Origin of the sequence: Dysgonomonas sp. Marseille-P4361 (assembly GCF_900343125.1) — a bacterium.
In the GTDB taxonomy this organism is placed as follows: domain Bacteria; phylum Bacteroidota; class Bacteroidia; order Bacteroidales; family Dysgonomonadaceae; genus Dysgonomonas.
Map to the genome: position 1 here is coordinate 597,187 of NZ_OPYL01000001.1, position 17,628 is coordinate 614,814.

Consider the following 17,628-nt stretch of genomic DNA (forward strand, 5'->3'; position numbering starts at 1 on the left):
ATGCTATACATTAACTGTTTATTACCTGTTGTGATTACCATTTAAAAGAGACTGCTACACCTTCAGGGTTGTTTTCGAACTCGAGTAGGTAGGTTTTAGATGGTTTGTCCCAATTTAACTCCAAATATACATTTTTACTGTCAACTATTACACTTTTTGGTTTCCTTGGTAATAGTATTCTTGAAATATTTGTCGTATTAATCGGGCTTTTTGAGATAAATGAATATGACTTTTGATCTGCCTTTTCATCATATATTCTCGAAGCTGCGGCAAGAACCTGAGGCTTTTGTTTATTCTCTACTCTGTCAATATTTACAAATAAGGCTTGTTCTCCTGGTAGAATATTTTTTGATTTATATATTGGTAGTTTAGGATCGAACAGGTCTATCAAGGTTCCTTCTATAAGATATGGTTCATTGCTTACACTTTCATCCAGTACAGCAACCAGGTCATAGACCCCTCGTTGCAGGTAGAAATTATTCTTGAAACGAAGCTTTCCTCCTTTAGCTTTCCCTTCATATAGTCCTTTTACAATATCCATAAATTTCTGACTGTTGTTTTCTGTAATAACAAACTCTTTAGGATCGGCACGTAAGATAAATACAACCCCTTTGCCGTAACTATACTCGCCTCCCTTAGGGGAAGCAGCAATATTCATTTGTTCAAATAGATGATCAGATGGGCTTTTGTAATCATTGTCACCTGTATTCCACCATTCTTGCACGGTTTGGAATGGATCATTATCTCTTCCGCTGTATACTAAAACTCCTCCGGACTCTACCCATCTTGCTAAATGTATATGCGCCTCCGGACTTAGAGGTTTCATGTTTGAATAGGACATAAGTAATACTTTCGTATCGGTTAAAGCTTTTTCATAGCCAAGGTTTTCGATGTGTACTGTTTTTACAGGGACACCTTGTTTCAGGAAAGGAAGAGCTTGTCCATAGAAATTTGCTAATTGAGGATCTTCGTATCCTTTATGTGTAGGGTAGCGTTGAAACATTAAAGAATTTGCCATCAAAACACTTATACCTTCCGATCCGGAAAGTTTATTATCGGACAATGGCATATGGTTTAATGAATTGATCATGACTTGCATTTGTGTAGAATAGTGCCTTGGTATTTTCTCTTTTACGTCACTATCTGCACTGGTTTTGTACAATCCTTCGTAGATGCGTTCTGGCCAAGGCATAACCTCATAATCATCTATGTTTGGATATAATAATTGTGCTACAAAAGTAGCTTGATAGTTCTTTTTGTAATCTACCCAGTCTCTAGGCCAGTCTTCAATAGGATCTGTAAGGAAAAACATTTTACGCCCTGTCGGAGCAGTCATCGACTCCATCGATCCATACTCCAGATATGCAGTTTCGAAAACCCTTTCTTTTTCTTTTCCGTTAAAAAAGTTTGGTTCGCGTGATGTACCTGTCCAAACCTGAGCAATATATCCATCTACGCAAGGTAGCGATGCTAGGCTTGCCTCGGGGCTAACAATTTTCCACTGAGAATAATTCACTAAAGAGTGTGTTGGCACATAGCATTTTATATCCATTCCTTTGCTTTTACCGTATTCTTTAGCGTATGTAAACACTTCGTTCAGAGCGTTGTAATATAGCCAGTATTTTAATTTGTTCGATAGATAGGTGTTTTCTGGCGATTCGTGTTGAGGTCTCCAGTCGAAACCGTAGAAATTCTTCCATTCATTCTTGAATGCTTCGCTATATCCAGCTCTCGCCCAGAACTCAGGCTCTTCCATGAATATAGCATCTATGCCGGCATCGATAACCCTTTTCACATGGTTCTCTTTAATGTATTTCAGGTAATTTTTAGTAGGTACAATATAAGGAACCATATGCCCATGCCATATTGTATCTCCATTTTGTTGGACTTGACCTTCATCCAGATGCATTTTCCCATCCCATTCACCGGTGAAATAGTCCTGATACTCTCCCCAAGCTATTCCAGTCATGAAATGAGTTATATATCCTCGATCTTTCCACGATTTTATACGATCTTCTAAAGAGACTTTTTTCGATTTATCGGAAGGATTTCCTCCAACTCCGTATATCATAACAGCATCGGCTCTGTTATCAATTGTAGGTCTCCACTCTCGTGATGTTTGGAATGTAGTTTTTACATTGTCTTTTGTTTGAGCCCCAACTTGTAGACCGAGTCCAATCAGACATATAAATAAAATGTTTTTTTTCATGTGTATACTAATTAGGTTTGTATTGCAAGATAAATAAAATAAAACATACATTTTCTGCTTATAATCTTACTTTGGCAAACAGAATGCTTGTTTTATTAATTCTTAAAGTTTATTTAGTTTTACTAAATAAAAAGTTAGGATTTAGAATCTAGATTCTAAATCCTAACCATATTGAATTTGTCTTATGGAATCATTATCTCTTTTGCTTCATTATAATTCCATCGTTTAGTTCCACTTCCTCTAGGTGTATCGTAGTTGATACGAGAAGCAGCACGCACGAAGACTGTTCTGCCTGAAGGAATTGTCCCTGTTGATTCGATTGTGATCACTTCGCCTAAAAGAGAGTTAAATTCACTGCCTTTATATTCTATTTTGCTAGACCAGCGCTCATCGCGGTTTCTGTATCCTACTGTTGATGAATAGCTAACAAAGAATTGTATATCCATTACGTTAAGGAAACTATCGCTATAACCGCCCATCGGCTCAACTTTTTCACGGAATATATCTTCAGATACAGCTCTGGTTACGCGAACCTTTGCTGTTACTTTTCCGTTTGTTACCGTTGGTTCTCCAACCCATTCTACTTTTAAGAATGGTTGTACTTCGAACTTCACTTTTGTAACGCCAGATATATCCATTGTCTTACTCTCGTCCGCAATAGGAGTTCCTTTTTCATCCTCACGAATTAACGGAATGAATGGTCCATCAACTGTAATGTGGTAATTGCCTTTGAATAACTTCGTATTTTGAAAAGAACCATCAGGCATGCAATAAAAATCCGGATTATGCTCAACATTTTCACCCCAACTAAGTTCTGTCAGGCGGACACGAATTCCTTCACTTCCTTGGTCTGTCAATACTCTTTCTCCAGTAGCAATATCTACAACCTCTCCTTGCAGAGTTTCTTTGGGTTCATCATAATTGTCTACTTCGAAAAAGTCGCAAGAACTGAATGAAAACAGCATGCTTATTAACGTACAAAAAGCTATTTTTTTCATATTCTGTATATTTTTTATTTTATTATCTGTTTGGTTGTTGATCTATTACCATACTCTTAGCCACTTCTCCACTAGGTATCTCAAAATAGTAGTCAATTGGTGTATAAGAGAATGTTTTCATGCTTACCCATTGGAAGCGAGCGTCGAAGAAATACTTGCCAGACTCGGTAGAGAAGAAAGGGTACAGCCCGCGGAAACGGAAGTTTTCGTTGTTACTATACGTGTTTTTATCTTTTTGTTCACCCCAGAAGCCATCGCGTCCGTCGTAGTGAGAAACACGCCAACGACGCACATCCCATTTCGTTTTATGTTCGAAAGCAAGCTCTTTACGGCGCTCTTTACGTACGATATCGCGTCCTTTTTCATTTCCACCTAGTGTAGAAGTTAGTAGAGTTGCACCTGCACGTTCGCGAACTTCGTTTACTGCATCTGTAGCTACTTTTAATAGGTTTGAACCATCAGGAGAAGCTACGCCTGCCATTGATAGTTCAACAGCTGCTTCTGCTGCACTCAATAAAACTTCAGCATAACGCATCAGTATAAATGGTTGTGCCGATTTACCCTCTCCAATTTCAGCAGAAGGATCTTCGTTTAGCCATTTACGTCCATAAAGACCTGAAATACAGCCTTCCCCATTGTCATAGAATGGCCCATTTGCCCCGGCTGCGGTCATATTTGATCCATTGTACTCAACAATTTCTTGGCTAGAACCTTCCCTTGGGCTAAGGTATAATGTCTTAGGCTTCTTAGTGTATGCATCAAGTTGTTGATAACGAGTTTCTGCAGTAGCGTAAGAATAATCGTTGAATAGAGGTTTGATAGGTGTAGAACCTGTATATACACCGGCACGAATTTCAATTTCTTTACCTTTGAAGTTATCTCCAGGGAAGATTACATAAGCACGTAAACGAGGCTCTGCATTTTTGAAGAAATCCATTGGTTTATCATACATTATATAATTTCCTTCTGTGTTAGAAGATCCAGTAGTTACTTTGATTGTTCCATTAGGGTAACGATCGAATCCATCGAATAACTCGACAAAGTCTAGGGTAGCACATGTGCCTGAAGCTAGTGGCGATCTGAAAATGAATGGAGAACTGTAAGCATCGTATCCATGTGTTGATGTTGGATATCTATATTCTTTTACATAAATGTTTTCAGGGCTGCTTAGGTCGCCAAACATATCAACCATGTTTTGGTATTGAGCATCTTTGTCTGTTGCAGACCATTTCTTCTTGTATAAAGAATATCCTCCTTCTGTCATTACCTGACGAGCAGCTTTATAGGCTTCTGTAAAATATTTCTTAGAAGCTGCTTCCCATCTGTCGCTATCGAAGCCGATAACACGCACTCCAGTTTTCTTGCCTAATCCTGTAAGACGACCAGATACTGTTTCGTTGTATTTTGCTACACTACCTGCATATAGCATCGCTTGAGATTTGAAAGCTAAAGCAACGTATTTGTTTGAGTAACCGCTTTTAGGACTTTTCGGTTGCATTAGTTCTATAGCCTTATCAAAATCTGCTAAGATTTGATCCCATGTTTCTTCTTCGCTTGAACGAGGAACTTCTAAGGTCTCTGCATCTGCGGGATATTGAATTACTTTAGTAACCAAAGGGATACCTCCAAAACGACGAGCCATAGCATAAAACACAGTTGCACGGACATAATAGGCTTCACCTAAATAGTGGTTGTAAGCAACTTCAGCATGATTGTCTTTGTAATTCGGTAATGTCTCTATAAGGTGGTTCGCATCGCGTAGCAAAGAGAATGCACGTCCCCAATATGGAGTTCTTTCGCTAGTGAATGCTCTACATATACCGTCGCGAGTTAGTGCTTCTCCTGTGCCATCAATACCAGTAGCGGCAAGCCAGCCATTGTATTCGATGCCCCATTCTCCCATGTATTTAAAATCTTCGAATGGCATGTAGCTATACATTCTTGCCATATAAATGTCCATCCCCGACTGGTTAGTAAGAAGATCATCATCTGTCACCACGTTTTTCGGAGTAATATCTAAGTCCACACAAGCAGGGAAACTTAGAAGCCCGAATAAGGATAATATAATTAATAACTTTTTCATATACTTAGTTTGTTTATTTACAGTTTATAGATACTTAGAACGAAAGAGATAAGCCTAACGAATAAGTTTTGTTTAGAGGATACATTCTACCTAAGTCATCATCTGGATGTTCAGGGTCTACGAATTTAACTCCTGTTAAAGTAAATAAGTTATATGCATTTAAGAATACACGCAAGTTCATTGAGGACAAAGCCTTTACCTTTGGTAGGGTATAACCTAATTCTACACTCTTAAGACGTAAATAAGCTGTACTTACACGGTTGAATTCGGAGTTCCCTTTAGGATATCTTCCAGTGTATCCATAGTACCCTGAAACCCATTCAGTAGCCGGATCGTATGGATCGGCAGTTGGATTAACAGGATGCCAGCGATCTAAGTATTGCTCAAGAGTACCTCCTCCGTTTGTACCCCAGATAGCGTAAAGAGGCTCTTTATACTCCATTGATCCTAGTGCAGTTCCTTGAAATAATACACTTAGGTCAAAATTCTTGTATTGAGCTTCCAGGTTTAAGCTGAAATTTAACCATGGAGTCTGGTCGAAAGCAAAAGGATGTTCGTCTAGTCCGCTGATTTCACCGTCACCGTTCCAATCTACGTACTTATAATCACCAGGCAATACATCACGCTCCTTAAATATTGGATAATACCAAATATCTTTCCAGTTTGTATAACGTCCAGCCGACTCATAACCAAATTGAACACCTTGATAACGTTGATTCAAGTTGTCATGACGCCATCTGTCATAAGAGTTCTTATAAGGTCCGTTTTGTACAGCAGTAACGTATTTATTACGAGTTACGGTAGTAATTCCTTTTATGTTATAAGAGAAATCATTGATCTTGTTTTTGTGTCTTAATTCAAGCTCCAATCCGAAGTGACGGTCACTATTTAGGTTTTCAAGAGGTGCTGTAGCACCAATCACGGATGGGAATTCTGCATTGTTACGAGCAAATAGGCCAGAGCGACGTCTGTCGAAATAATCGAAAGTGAAGCCAAATAAACCATTCCATCCGTCAAAGTCTACACCGATATTGAAAGATTTAGATTTGTACCAAGAAATAAGATCGTTCGGAATTCCTTTGGTTGATATACCTGTTATGAATTTATCGCCGAACATATATCCGGGTGCATATTGGTTGTAATATCCATTTTCTTTGTTTCCACTAGTCGCAGGATATACATATCCGGGAACCCATTCGTAGTTCCAGTCGTTTGCCAAGTCGTCTCCCAAGATACCATAGCTGGCTCTTACCTTTAATTGATCAACAAACGAAAGAGCTGTGATTGATTTGAAGAAAGGTTCTTCGGAGATACGCCATGCTGCTGATGCAGAAGGAAAGAAACCCCATTTGTGTCCTTTGGCAAATCTAGAAGATCCGTCATATCTGAATTGAACTTCAGCAATGTATCTTCCTGCGAAATCATAGTTAAGTCTACCAATCAGAGCCGATTTAGCCTCTTCATAGAAATCGTTATTTCCTGTATACATTGAACCCATTTGACCATCTTCTACACCAGCCATTAATTGGTCTGAGCCATAAGCAAGGTTACTGCGAGCATAGAAGTTGTCTCCATCATTCTTTTGAGTTTCCCAGCCGATCAATCCACTTACTTTGTGTACTTTGTTGAAAGTACGGTCATAGTTTAGTATGAACTGGCTTAGCAACTGTTGTTTGTCAAAGAATTCTCTTTTCAATTGATTTGGAGAACTCAAATCAAATAATTTTTGATCGTACCCTCCAGTATTGCTATTATATGCATACTGATAGTATTCTTTTCTGAAGATTGTATTGTTATCAGCACGATAGTCGTATCCTACTAAAGCTTTAGCAGATAATCCTTTCAATTGATCTACATATTTCCCGAAGTCGAAATTAATCGAAGCCGAAGTTTGGAATGTTTTTTTCTTATACTTACGATACCCAGAAACATCTGAATCGATCATTGCTACAGTATTTTGCTCTAGATCGAGACCATCATAGTTAAGCATTGTATTTTCAGGGTCAGCATAAGCAGGAAACAATACTCCTTGCTTCCAATAGTTTCTGATAATATCAACAGAACTGTTGTAAGGATTGTTTTGCTCATCGGCCATACCGCTAAGGTTAACGTCGATGCTCAACCCTTTTGTGATTTCAGCGCTGATATTAGAGCGAAGATTATATTTGTTGTAGTTCAGGTCTCCAGTCTTGAAGAATCCTTCTTGAGAGAAATAACCAAAACCAACATAATATTTTACTTTTTCGCTACCACCAGAGAAACTGAAGTCATGCTGAGTCTGAGGAGAATAATCAGAGAATATTAATGAAGTCCAGTCTGAAGATCGGCGAGTTCCGTTGCGGAAGGCTTCGAAATCATCTTCTCCATAGATGATACTACCTCCATTGATGTTGTTCATTGATTTCTCGTTGTAGATCGTCATTGCATCAAAAGCATTTGCAAGGACAGGCATTCCAGAAGGTTTTTGGAAAGTGTATGTTCCATTGTAACTAACAGTCATCTTACCTTCTTGTCCCTTCTTCGTTGTTACCAAAACAACCCCGTTTGCAGAACGCACACCGTAGATAGCAGCGGATCCATCTTTCAGAACAGATACATCTTCAATATCATTTGGATTCAAACGTTGAAAATCTTCAGTTGTACGAGGTATTCCGTCAATAATAACCAGTGGAGCACCCATACCACGAATGTCAAAATTAGCGCTATAAGCTCCAGGCTCAGCACTTTTTTGCCATACACGCACTCCGGCAATTCTACCTGCAAGCATGTTCTGAGGGTTCTCGTTTCTTGTTTGTAGCATTTCAGAGCCTTTTACTCCGGCAACAGCTCCAGAAAGAGTTACTTTCTTTTGTGTACCGTATCCCACAACCACAACATCTTCTAGAGCGATATTGTCCGTTTCTAAAGTTACGTTGATTGTAGAGCGACCACCTATTTTTTCTTCTTTAGTCACAAATCCGATGTAACTAAAAACGAGTGTTGCATCGGTTGGTGCACTGATAGAGTAATCTCCATCAATACCAGTGATTGTTCCGGTAGATGTTCCAGCCCCTTTTACTGTTACAGCTACCCCAATTAGAGGCTCATTGTTGTTATCGACTACTACGCCCGATACGGAGCTTTTTTGCGCGAAAATGGAAAACGGAGCAAAAAAGGCCAATAACATCAACAAAATGCTAATTCTTAAGCCTTTTGTACATTGTGTTTTTATCATAACCGTATTTATTTTAATTTACTTTTTATTTCTCTAATTCGTATTGAGAAAGGATTGCATATTCTGCAGCAAAAGTGAACGAGAACATCCCTTCTGTATCATTTTTACCTTTATCGCGATTCCATCCTACAAGTAAGTTCGTTGGAAGAGTTGCATCGTATAGGTGATTGCTATACCCATAATCCAGATTCTTTTGGAAACTGTCGATGTATTTAGCGGCAGTATTATGAGAAGAGTATACATCTACATAACTACGCATCAAAACCCCGTTAAACCAGTTGTTGAATCCACTTACTTCGTATGAGTAATATCCTGCATGAGTCGCACCTAATTTTGCAAAATAGTTGAAACTAGCATCCGATAAACGTTTTGCATCATCAAGATAAGTGCTGTTTCCTGTTGCTTTGTATAGGTCTGCTGCACCCGAAATCATAGTTCCACTATTGTATGAATATGGAGGGTTTTCGCTTCTGGTTAGTCTCGTGTTAGCACGATATGTTACTCCGTCCACAGTTTCATATACTATATCACAATTCGGGTCGCAACCGCCTAGCATATCATTGTATATTCCGTCATTTCTCAAAAGGTGTTCCTTTTGCCAGTCGTATACTTTTTTAGCGAAGTCTAGGTAGTAATCACTTTTCTTCTCAGTCTTAACTTTGCGCGTCTTTTTGTCGGTAGCATCAATATATCTATGATCAATTACATCAGATTTCCCTTTGTATAGCTCGTGTAGCCATACCAAAGGACTCACCATAGGACCATTGCTGCAAGAGTGCTTTGTAACATATCCGGGTCCCCAAGGAATACCGCCATTCTCATTACCTTCAGAATCACGAGTTGAATCCCAACCATCAAGGACATATTCTGCCAAATACTCTGCTTTTTCAAGAAACTTACTATTGCCTGTCAGTTTATATGAATGTAGGAGTTCGCGAACAAGCCACATTTGGTCATCGTATACATTTAATACACCTGTAACGTTAGCTCCTCCTTTGTCATTAACACGATCGACTGCATATACTGACCATTTTTTTGTCTGAGTGAATGATACCAACTCAAATGTTCCCAGATAGTAATCTGCATTGTCGTATAATTTGCTTAATAAATCAGAGTAACGATTGAAGTGCTTGTCGTAAATAGCAGTGTTGCCACTCTCTTTATGAGCTTGTAGGCTACTAAGAATAGCATTGACTGCCTCAATGGAGCTTGTATACATCCATACACTTCCTTTTTCGTCAGACAAAACATTAGTGTATGGGTTGTAGTATCTGCCCATGGCCATGCCATCTCCTGTAAAATGACAGGAGACAGCTTTGTCCATTAGTTGAATAGCACGCAATATATTTTGTTCAGCCAGGTTGTCTGATACGATCGTTCCCTGATCATTTCCTTCTCCTCCTTCTTCATTCGAGTTGTCGCTGCAAGCTGCAGTTATGAAGAAACAAGAAATAAGTAGGAATAATATTTTTTTCATTATCTACTGATTATTTTAGATCTACACTGTAAAATACTAACTTATTTTCGCCAGAATTAGGCTCTACATTATAAACCCCTATAACAATAGTTACATCTTTGCCATTGAATTTTGAGAGGTCATATACAAAAGAGGCGTATTTTTCAGGTTCTCCAGATCCTCCTGCTTCATGTTTGAATTTCCAACAGCCATTTTCTGCAGCTTTTGCATCTTGTGCAGTGTTAGATAAAGGAGACAAGTGGGTAACAGTTCCGTTGTTTTCAATAGCGGTCAACTTAAAGTAAGTATAGTTACTGCTGAAATTACGTGTTTTGAATGTAAGCTTATTACTGCCAGGCATAATCGAAAATTTAGAATACAAATATGCTTCTGGGACCTCTGAGCTTACTTCTGGCTTGTCATTTGTCTTGAGAATATAACCTTCAGAAGGGAATACTTCAGGGTCTTTTTTCAAAGGAATCAAAGACCATTCTGATGCGATATGTGCAACGTTGCGCCAAGCACGATATGCATCTTTATAGTTATCTCTATTTCCACTTATAGGGCTAATTCCTGTAAATGATTTTTTTGTATGAGGCATTGTTGATCTAACTGTTTCTTGAGTTAGTTTCCATCCTTCTACAACTTCAGTTCCTGGAAGCCAGTTCCATTCTTCAATTTTAGCGTTTGCAAATCGTATAGAACGAAGTACCAATTGTTTCCAATAATCACCTGTCGCTTGGCGGTATGTACCAATTGCAATAATAACTTCTTTGCCTACGTATTGGCTTAAATCGAAATCAAAGTCTGTATAATTTTCAGAAGCCAATGTCTTAGTGTCGCCAATTTTGACAGCAGAAGGTTCTGCTTCGGTTAGATCAACTACTTGTACCCCGAAATAAGCAGGAGATTCTGCACTAGCACTATGTGTACGTACTCTTAGAGACATGATCTTATTGTCTTCGGAAATTAATTTACTTCCGTATACATAAGAGTCGAAGACATCAAGATCTGCCGGGTTTTTCTGATCATTTCCAGAATTACGTATTTGTAGCGTTGTTCCTTCATTTTGCTCATCCCAAGCCCCCATGAAGCTTAATGTACACATGTAATCACATGCCCAATCCCAATGAGGATAAGCATCTGCATTGCGGCCACCGCGATATTCGTTATAGTACCATTTGTCGGCTGTGGCTAAATCATCAGCTGTGAGGTTGCGTAGTAGTTCTACTCGTCCCATCATAACATCAGCAATGGAGAAAGTTCCTTCAACAAAACTGTCTTTAGATACTTGTCTGGTAATAGATGTATATCCCTCTTTAGAGAAAGTCACAGTATAGTCAGCTTCTCTTAGATTTTCGATTACATATTTACCATCATTACCTGTAGTAACCTGAATAGTTGGACTGATACTTACAGTAACACCTTCAAAAGGAGCATTCTGATTTCTAGCATCAAGTACTGTACCTACTATCTTCGCAGACGCATCTAGCATTGATGCGCTCGCATTGGCAATAAGATCTGTTCCAAAGCTTTTAGCAGTTACCGTTACACTAATCGTTTCCCATCCTGCTTTACTAAAAGTAACACTGTGAGTTTCTACAGAAACATTCTCTACAGAATATTTTCCGTTGGCATCAGTTGCAACTGTTTCCTCAAGACCAGAAATGGTTACAGTTACACCGGAGATTGGAGTACCTACTTCATCTGTTACAGTACCTGTAACGGTCCCATACTTGTAATTTGCTGATTCGTCATTGTCATCATCACAAGATGTAGTAATGAAGGATACCATCGTTCCTAATAAGGTCGCGAATAAAAATACCCGCATTTTTTTAATCAATTCCATACTATCACATTTGAGGATTTAATTGGTTAGAAATTAAAAAGAACATAGATGTTAAAATTATTTTATATTAAAACTTGTTTAGTGAATATCTGTATACGATATTGGGAGATATTCTTCATGGCTTACTTTAATAAATCTTTCAAAGATTGTATGTTGAGGGTTAAATCTTGGGTTAAAAATGGGTTATAAATATAAAAATCTTATTAACCTGATTAATTTTAACCCGATGGACTATATCATTTGTAAATAAGCTTTTCAGGTGTTTTTGTTCGTTTATTAACCTATATTCACCTATATTTTGTGTATTTTTGCGAAGGCACATAAAGTATTTTTCTTTTTTGTGTTGAAGAGTTCGCTTATGGGCATGATTAGGAGACGATTGAAGTTTTATCTAGGTTAGTGGTTAGTAGCATATTTATGAGATTATTTTGTGCATTTATAATTTTATGCTTTTTTGTTCCTCAGATTTCTTTTTCTCAAGGATTAAAATTCATTGGAGGAGAGGAATCTATAGATAAGCGTACTTCTTATAATGTTTTTAGTCGTAGGTCAGTATCTTTTACAGGAGAGTTTGATATTAACTTTAAACTTATTATATATTCTCCGGGACAGATAGGTCATATTACCCGAATTAAGGATAAAAATAATAATAAAATATATAATCTTTTTTACGATGGTCAGGGTGATCATTGTGTCTTTAGATTAAATGAAGAAGGGAAAAGTAGCCTGATCATCGCAGAGATTGATAAAAATAAGCTTGCGAGTACAAACTGGCTTGATGTAAATATTGCCTTTGATCTTACAAACGATTGTATTATACTAACTATTCATGATAATGCTTTTAAAGCTGATAAAGTCAGCTTACCCAAAGAGTTTGAATCGGAAATATTCTTTGGAAAGAGTGATTATATTATTGATGTTCCATCTTTTGCAATAAGAGATCTATCGATAGGTAACAATAGACGATATTCTTTCCCCTTAAGAGAGAGTTCCGGAGATGAAGTGCATGATAGTGAAAAGAATGTGGTAGGAGATGTATCTAATCCCGAATGGCTGATTAATGATTCTTATAACTGGAGTTTTAAGGCATCATATACATCTAGAACTCATGCAGGATCAGATTATAATAAGGCGAAGAATGAAATGTATTACTTTAATAGAGACTCAATCTTTATATATAATACAAAGACAAGTGAAAGGCGAACCCTTGTTTTTGAGAACCAATGCCCAGTAGAGCTAAACCTTGCAACAAGCTTCGTTGATGTTGTAAATAATAAGTTGTTTGTATATGAAGTTTATTATAATAGGCCATATGAAGGGCCGACTATAGCTAGTCTTGATCTTGGATCAATGCGTTGGACTGTTGAAAGTTATAATAATCTAGGTAAAGAACTGCATCATCATAGTTATTTCTTTGAGCCATCAAAAAAAGAGTTTGTCATTTTCGGGGGATTTGGTAATATGATTTATAATGGAACATTCTATTCATATAGTCTTACTTCTCAAACATGGAAGCCCCTGACACAATTTAAAGGAGATAAGATATTTCCAAGATATTTCTCTTCTATAGGATATTCAGAGACTCAAAATGCAGCTTATTTATTCGGTGGAATGGGGAATGAGTCAGGGGAGTTTATTGTAGGTCGAAAATATTTCTATGATTTTTACAAGATTGACCTTAACAGTAAAGAGATAACAAAGAAGTGGGAAATCCCATGGAATGGCTATAATGTAGTTCCCGCTAGAGGGCTAGTCTTGTCAGATAGTGCGTCTTTCTATGCGTTATGTTATCCGGAGCATATGTCCAAGTCGTTTCTTAAACTATATCAGTTTTCTATAGGTGATGGAGATTGTAAGATATTAGGCGACTCTATCCCTATCTATTCTGACAAAATAACCACTAGAGCGAAGCTGTATTTTGACGATCATTTAAATACTTTGTTTGCTCTTGTACAAGAGTCCAAAGATGACATTTCTTCTTCTATCAAGCTATACGCCTTGGCATCACCTCCTATATCAGCGGAAGATTTGGAGAACTATTCTAAAACAAGTACATCATGGAAAGTCTTTTTGATGATAGGAATTGTTGGTATTGTTTGTACTGGAGGTTGCCTCTTGATATATCGTAAAATATCTAAACGAGAGGTTAAATCTAAAAATAAGATTAAGCAAAGTCTTCTCGATCAGCAGAAGATTAATTACAGGTCAAATGCAGTCTATTTATTCGGAGAATTTAAAGTGTTTGATAAACGCAATAGGGATATTTCCCATCTATTCAGCTTAAGATTAAAACAAGCTTTTTGTTTAATACTAAAGTATAGTGATAAGGAAGGCATTACTTCTCAGCGATTGAGTGATAAATTGTGGCCAGGAAAGCCAGAAGATAAAGTGAAGAACTCTAGAGGAGTAACGATAAATCACCTAAGGAAAGCTTTGAGTGATGTTGATGGTATTGAGCTGATTCATAGTAAGGGGTGCTTTAAGATTGTTCAAACCCCAGAATGTTATTGCGACTATACTCGATGTATTGAGATTTTATCAGGAGGCATCAATGATGATATGGAGGAATTGCTAGAGATTCTGAATCAAGGGAAATTCCTAAGTTTCTCTAATCAGGCAATATTTGACTCTTTTAAGTCTTCTGTAGAAAGAATTTTAGAGCCCACTTTGCTAACGGAAATGGAAAAAAGCTTTACAGCTCAAGCTCATGAAACAACAATTAAGCTTTCTAAGGCAATTTTTAATATAGACCCTCTTAATGATAATGCTCTGTCTTATCAAATAAAGTCATTGCTGGCTTTAAAGCTTTTAGATGAGGCACAGTTGAGATATCAAACCTTTATTATTGAATACAGAAAGACAATGGGAGATCAGTACCCTTATTCTTTCCAAGACTTGTTATAACTCGAATAATATAGAGAAAGACAGCAGTCATCTACAAGGATAGGCTGCTGTCTTTTTTTCGAATATATTGAATTTGTGTTAATATTAGAGCTTCCAGTAAACTAAACTAGTCCGGATTGGACTATTCCTAGAGTCTCCCTTTTTTAGAGTCCAGCTGGTAATGTTCGGTCTATGCATTGAGATTATTACTTTTTCTCCTTCCAAGAAAAAGCCTGCAAGGGTAACGCTGTAACTGTAATCTTGCCAATTAGCATCATATTGTTTGACAACGACTAGATCTAATTCTGCAGAATCTTCTATCTTGCTAAGGTTGCCATCCTTTTGTAAATAGATGTAAAAAGGAAGTCTATATTGATCATTTACATTTATTCGCCCATACAAGCGTATAGAAAAAGCATAACTCCCTGTTTCGTTTATCTCAATTTCTTCGAAGGGAACCTTTGTAGCTCCGGACGGGTCGCCATTGCTGGGTCTTGTTGCTGAAATTTCTTGATCCTTTGTTAAATTTTTCACATATACAGAAACAATATCTCCACTTCCGATTGAAATATTGCTACATGTTTCTCCTAAAAAATTAATATTAAAATTTGTTGTTGTTGGAGTTGACACTGATGGAGTCCCAAATATGCGGTAAGTTACCTGTCCTCCACCTAGGGATAACTTACCTTCCACTCTTTCCATATACAATCCATTTCCTATAGAAACAGGATCTGTTCCGGTGTACGATCCTCCATTACCTCCTAGATAAGGAACAGTAAGAAGTCCTTCGAAAAATTGGTTCTCTTTATATTCGTTTGGAGACATTGTCTTACTTTTACACATTAGAGAAGATATCTCTGGTTGGATAACCGGACTATTATCTATTTTTCTCCACTCTTTTCCATCCCAAATATGTAAGCCTTGAAGGAAGACACTTGATGCATTGACATTATATACAATTAGTCCAATATGTTCTTTATCCTCTTCCGACTTAGAGTACGCAACATTACCTATTTTATAACCTCCATTTCCATCGTCTTCAAACATAGGAAAGAGATTATTATTGTCAGTTAGGTTAACTCTAGGATGTAATAGCCCTTTTTCTGCTGTGGAGTTGTCATTAGAAGGGTTCTGAGGTGTATGTTCTTTGATTTCCAACAGAACCCCTTTGTTTGGTTCTATTCCAGAACCAATCGTCACTTGTGCATTGGTCTTTTCGAATGAGTACAATGAGAAGACTAGGGTAAGTAAATAAACTGATTTTTTTAAATTTTTCATTGTGTGATTTTGCTATTAATGTTTTCTCTTATGTAATGTGTGCTTATATTGTGTTTGTAGAAAGATCCTTTGTCTATCTGCCCGGAGGGTAGTTTTGTGTTTAGGCATTATTGCAAAGGTACTTCTTCGTCTTTTTAATTCATTTTTTCGCTTCCTACCCCAAGGACTCTAGCCTGTTTAGAATAAGTCATATTAATAATATGTGTGTATTAATCTGCTTATAATAAGAAGTTTGTCTGTTTGTGTCAAATTTGCTATTTGGATTATTATTGTCTGTTCTTTTTTTACTTTAATCATGGAGCTACACCAAAAAAGGAGTATTTTTGCTTATTGTTCTTGATTACATACACACACATATACACAATGAAACAAACTAATGTCCTTTCTTATGAGGATGCCTTTAGGAAATTTACACTAGGAGTCTTATTTATTATAATAGCGTCTTATGTCGTTGGAGGGTTTCTTTATCCTCTCCCTTATCCTATAAATTATTTTTTTCTGATAGGGGGAATTCTTAATATTGCCCCTATTATTGTAGTATTTACAGTACCTATGGTTTATCTACGGAAAGTAATAAAGGCATTTCTGGCAATTATTATTATTCCTATCTACATAATAACTGTAATTTGCTTGCTAAAGGCTGTTGTTACTCCTCTGTTTTGGTTTATGGCATTGCCTATCTATATATATGCAGTATTTCCTTCGGGTAAAATACTTAGATGGTTAATAATATATGTAGGTTTCGTATTATCCAGTGTTGTTTTAGCCTTCATCTTGCAATATGTATTGTACGACAACGAACTTGTGGTTTATTATTCACTGTCGCTTTATCAAGCTCTACTGACCGAGTTAGTGAATAGTTTTTTTGCTCTTATAATGATTTGTTATAGCTTGTATTATATACACAAATTTCATCAAATTGAGATGGATAGTCTGCTTTCTTCATCTTCCCATATAGGAGAGAGAGTCTCTACCGTAGCTTTTGGCTTGGAGGATGAAGAATACGACAATAAAAAGTATGAACAGATTTACGAGCAGATAGAAAACTACTTAGAATCCAAAGAACCCTATCTTAGTCCTGATTTTAGAATCTCTCAGATGGCATTTGAACTTGGTGTAAATGTCGTCTATTTGGCAAAGGCTATCCGTTATAAGAAAGATATGAACTTCAATAATCTGATCAATCATTATAGGATTGAGAAGGTGAAAAAGTTGATTGCAGGCAATGGATCAAAATATACAATAGAATATATACCTTTCGTCGGGCTTTAAGAGCCAGTCTTCTTTTAATCGGGCTTTTAAGCTGCATATGAATACTACACCTTCCGAATATTATAAAATGATTGAGTTGGCTAATGATGAAGACTAGCTTTTGTTGATTATCGCCAAATTTACATTTACACTATATAATAATATTTAGTCAGGATACTCCTTCTTTACGTACGAAGGAGTATTGTTGCATGTCGAAGTATATCAGTCGAATATATGTGCTTATTTTGAAAGAGGGATAGTCTCTTAAGTGTTAAAAACGACGAAACTCAAATTATATTTTTGTTTAGTAAACATTTGGATGGCTAAAATTGTTATTTTTGCATATAGTTTTCCTTAGTGGTAAAATCTAGGTGTTTTGCACATACAATATCCTCAATTGCATTCGC

10 protein-coding genes are annotated in these 17,628 nt (G+C 37.1%); 3 read left to right on the forward strand and 7 right to left on the reverse strand.

Annotated elements, in window-relative coordinates:
• Positions 1-34: 34 nt before the first annotated feature.
• The 6 genes from DHU68_RS02465 to DHU68_RS02490 form a co-directional block, all read right to left on the reverse strand.
• Positions 35-2,209 (reverse strand): hypothetical protein, encoded by a 2,175-nt coding sequence (locus DHU68_RS02465; RefSeq protein ID WP_108821367.1) that lies wholly within the window; start codon positions 2,207-2,209, stop codon positions 35-37.
• 182 nt (positions 2,210-2,391) lie between these two features.
• On the reverse strand, positions 2,392-3,207 hold the full coding sequence (locus DHU68_RS02470) for a DUF3823 domain-containing protein (protein ID WP_108821368.1): 816 nt from the start codon (positions 3,205-3,207) through the stop codon (positions 2,392-2,394).
• Between the two features lie 22 nt (positions 3,208-3,229).
• Entirely contained in the window at positions 3,230-5,290 is a 2,061-nt protein-coding gene (locus DHU68_RS02475; protein WP_108821369.1) for a RagB/SusD family nutrient uptake outer membrane protein, read from the reverse strand.
• A 34-nt stretch (positions 5,291-5,324) separates the two neighbouring features.
• Complete coding sequence (locus tag DHU68_RS02480) at positions 5,325-8,504, reverse strand: TonB-dependent receptor (RefSeq protein WP_108821370.1); 3,180 nt, start codon at positions 8,502-8,504, stop codon at positions 5,325-5,327.
• 25 nt (positions 8,505-8,529) lie between these two features.
• The gene (locus DHU68_RS02485) at positions 8,530-9,981 is read right to left on the reverse strand and encodes a glycoside hydrolase family 76 protein (protein ID WP_108821371.1); all 1,452 of its coding nucleotides are present in this window, start codon (positions 9,979-9,981) and stop codon (positions 8,530-8,532) included.
• Positions 9,982-9,991: 10 nt separating this feature from the next.
• Complete coding sequence (locus DHU68_RS02490) at positions 9,992-11,809, reverse strand: carboxypeptidase-like regulatory domain-containing protein (protein ID WP_108821372.1); 1,818 nt, start codon at positions 11,807-11,809, stop codon at positions 9,992-9,994.
• A gap of 417 nt (positions 11,810-12,226) precedes the next feature.
• Here DHU68_RS02490 and DHU68_RS02495 point away from each other — a divergent pair, with 417 nt between their 5' ends.
• Positions 12,227-14,713 (forward strand): kelch repeat-containing protein, encoded by a 2,487-nt coding sequence (locus tag DHU68_RS02495; protein WP_255412421.1) that lies wholly within the window; start codon positions 12,227-12,229, stop codon positions 14,711-14,713.
• Positions 14,714-14,797: 84 nt separating this feature from the next.
• Here DHU68_RS02495 and DHU68_RS02500 read toward each other — a convergent pair whose 3' ends face one another.
• Positions 14,798-15,970: a hypothetical protein gene (locus DHU68_RS02500; protein WP_108821373.1), complete on the reverse strand. Its 1,173-nt coding sequence runs from the start codon at positions 15,968-15,970 to the stop codon at positions 14,798-14,800.
• Positions 15,971-16,333: 363 nt separating this feature from the next.
• Here DHU68_RS02500 and DHU68_RS02505 point away from each other — a divergent pair, with 363 nt between their 5' ends.
• Positions 16,334-17,242, forward strand: coding sequence for a hypothetical protein (locus tag DHU68_RS02505; protein ID WP_108821374.1), 909 nt, complete (start codon positions 16,334-16,336; stop codon positions 17,240-17,242).
• Positions 17,220-17,339, forward strand: coding sequence for an AraC family transcriptional regulator (locus DHU68_RS14420; protein WP_108821644.1), 120 nt, complete (start codon positions 17,220-17,222; stop codon positions 17,337-17,339). The genes DHU68_RS02505 and DHU68_RS14420 overlap by 23 nt, the downstream gene beginning before the upstream one ends.
• Positions 17,340-17,628: the final 289 nt, after the last annotated feature.

Excerpts from the sequence above, each read along its gene's own strand:
- DHU68_RS02480 (WP_108821370.1), bottom strand. The coding sequence starts at position 8,504 with ATGATAAAAACACAATGTACAAAAGGCTTAAGAATTAGCATTTTGTTG.
- DHU68_RS02475 (WP_108821369.1), bottom strand. The coding sequence starts at position 5,290 with ATGAAAAAGTTATTAATTATATTATCCTTATTCGGGCTTCTAAGTTTC.
- DHU68_RS02505 (WP_108821374.1), top strand. The coding sequence starts at position 16,334 with ATGAAACAAACTAATGTCCTTTCTTATGAGGATGCCTTTAGGAAATTT.
- DHU68_RS02465 (WP_108821367.1), bottom strand. The coding sequence starts at position 2,209 with ATGAAAAAAAACATTTTATTTATATGTCTGATTGGACTCGGTCTACAA.
- DHU68_RS02500 (WP_108821373.1), bottom strand. The coding sequence starts at position 15,970 with ATGAAAAATTTAAAAAAATCAGTTTATTTACTTACCCTAGTCTTCTCA.
- DHU68_RS02470 (WP_108821368.1), bottom strand. The coding sequence starts at position 3,207 with ATGAAAAAAATAGCTTTTTGTACGTTAATAAGCATGCTGTTTTCATTC.
- DHU68_RS02485 (WP_108821371.1), bottom strand. The coding sequence starts at position 9,981 with ATGAAAAAAATATTATTCCTACTTATTTCTTGTTTCTTCATAACTGCA.
- DHU68_RS02490 (WP_108821372.1), bottom strand. The coding sequence starts at position 11,809 with ATGGAATTGATTAAAAAAATGCGGGTATTTTTATTCGCGACCTTATTA.
- DHU68_RS02495 (WP_255412421.1), top strand. The coding sequence starts at position 12,227 with ATGAGATTATTTTGTGCATTTATAATTTTATGCTTTTTTGTTCCTCAG.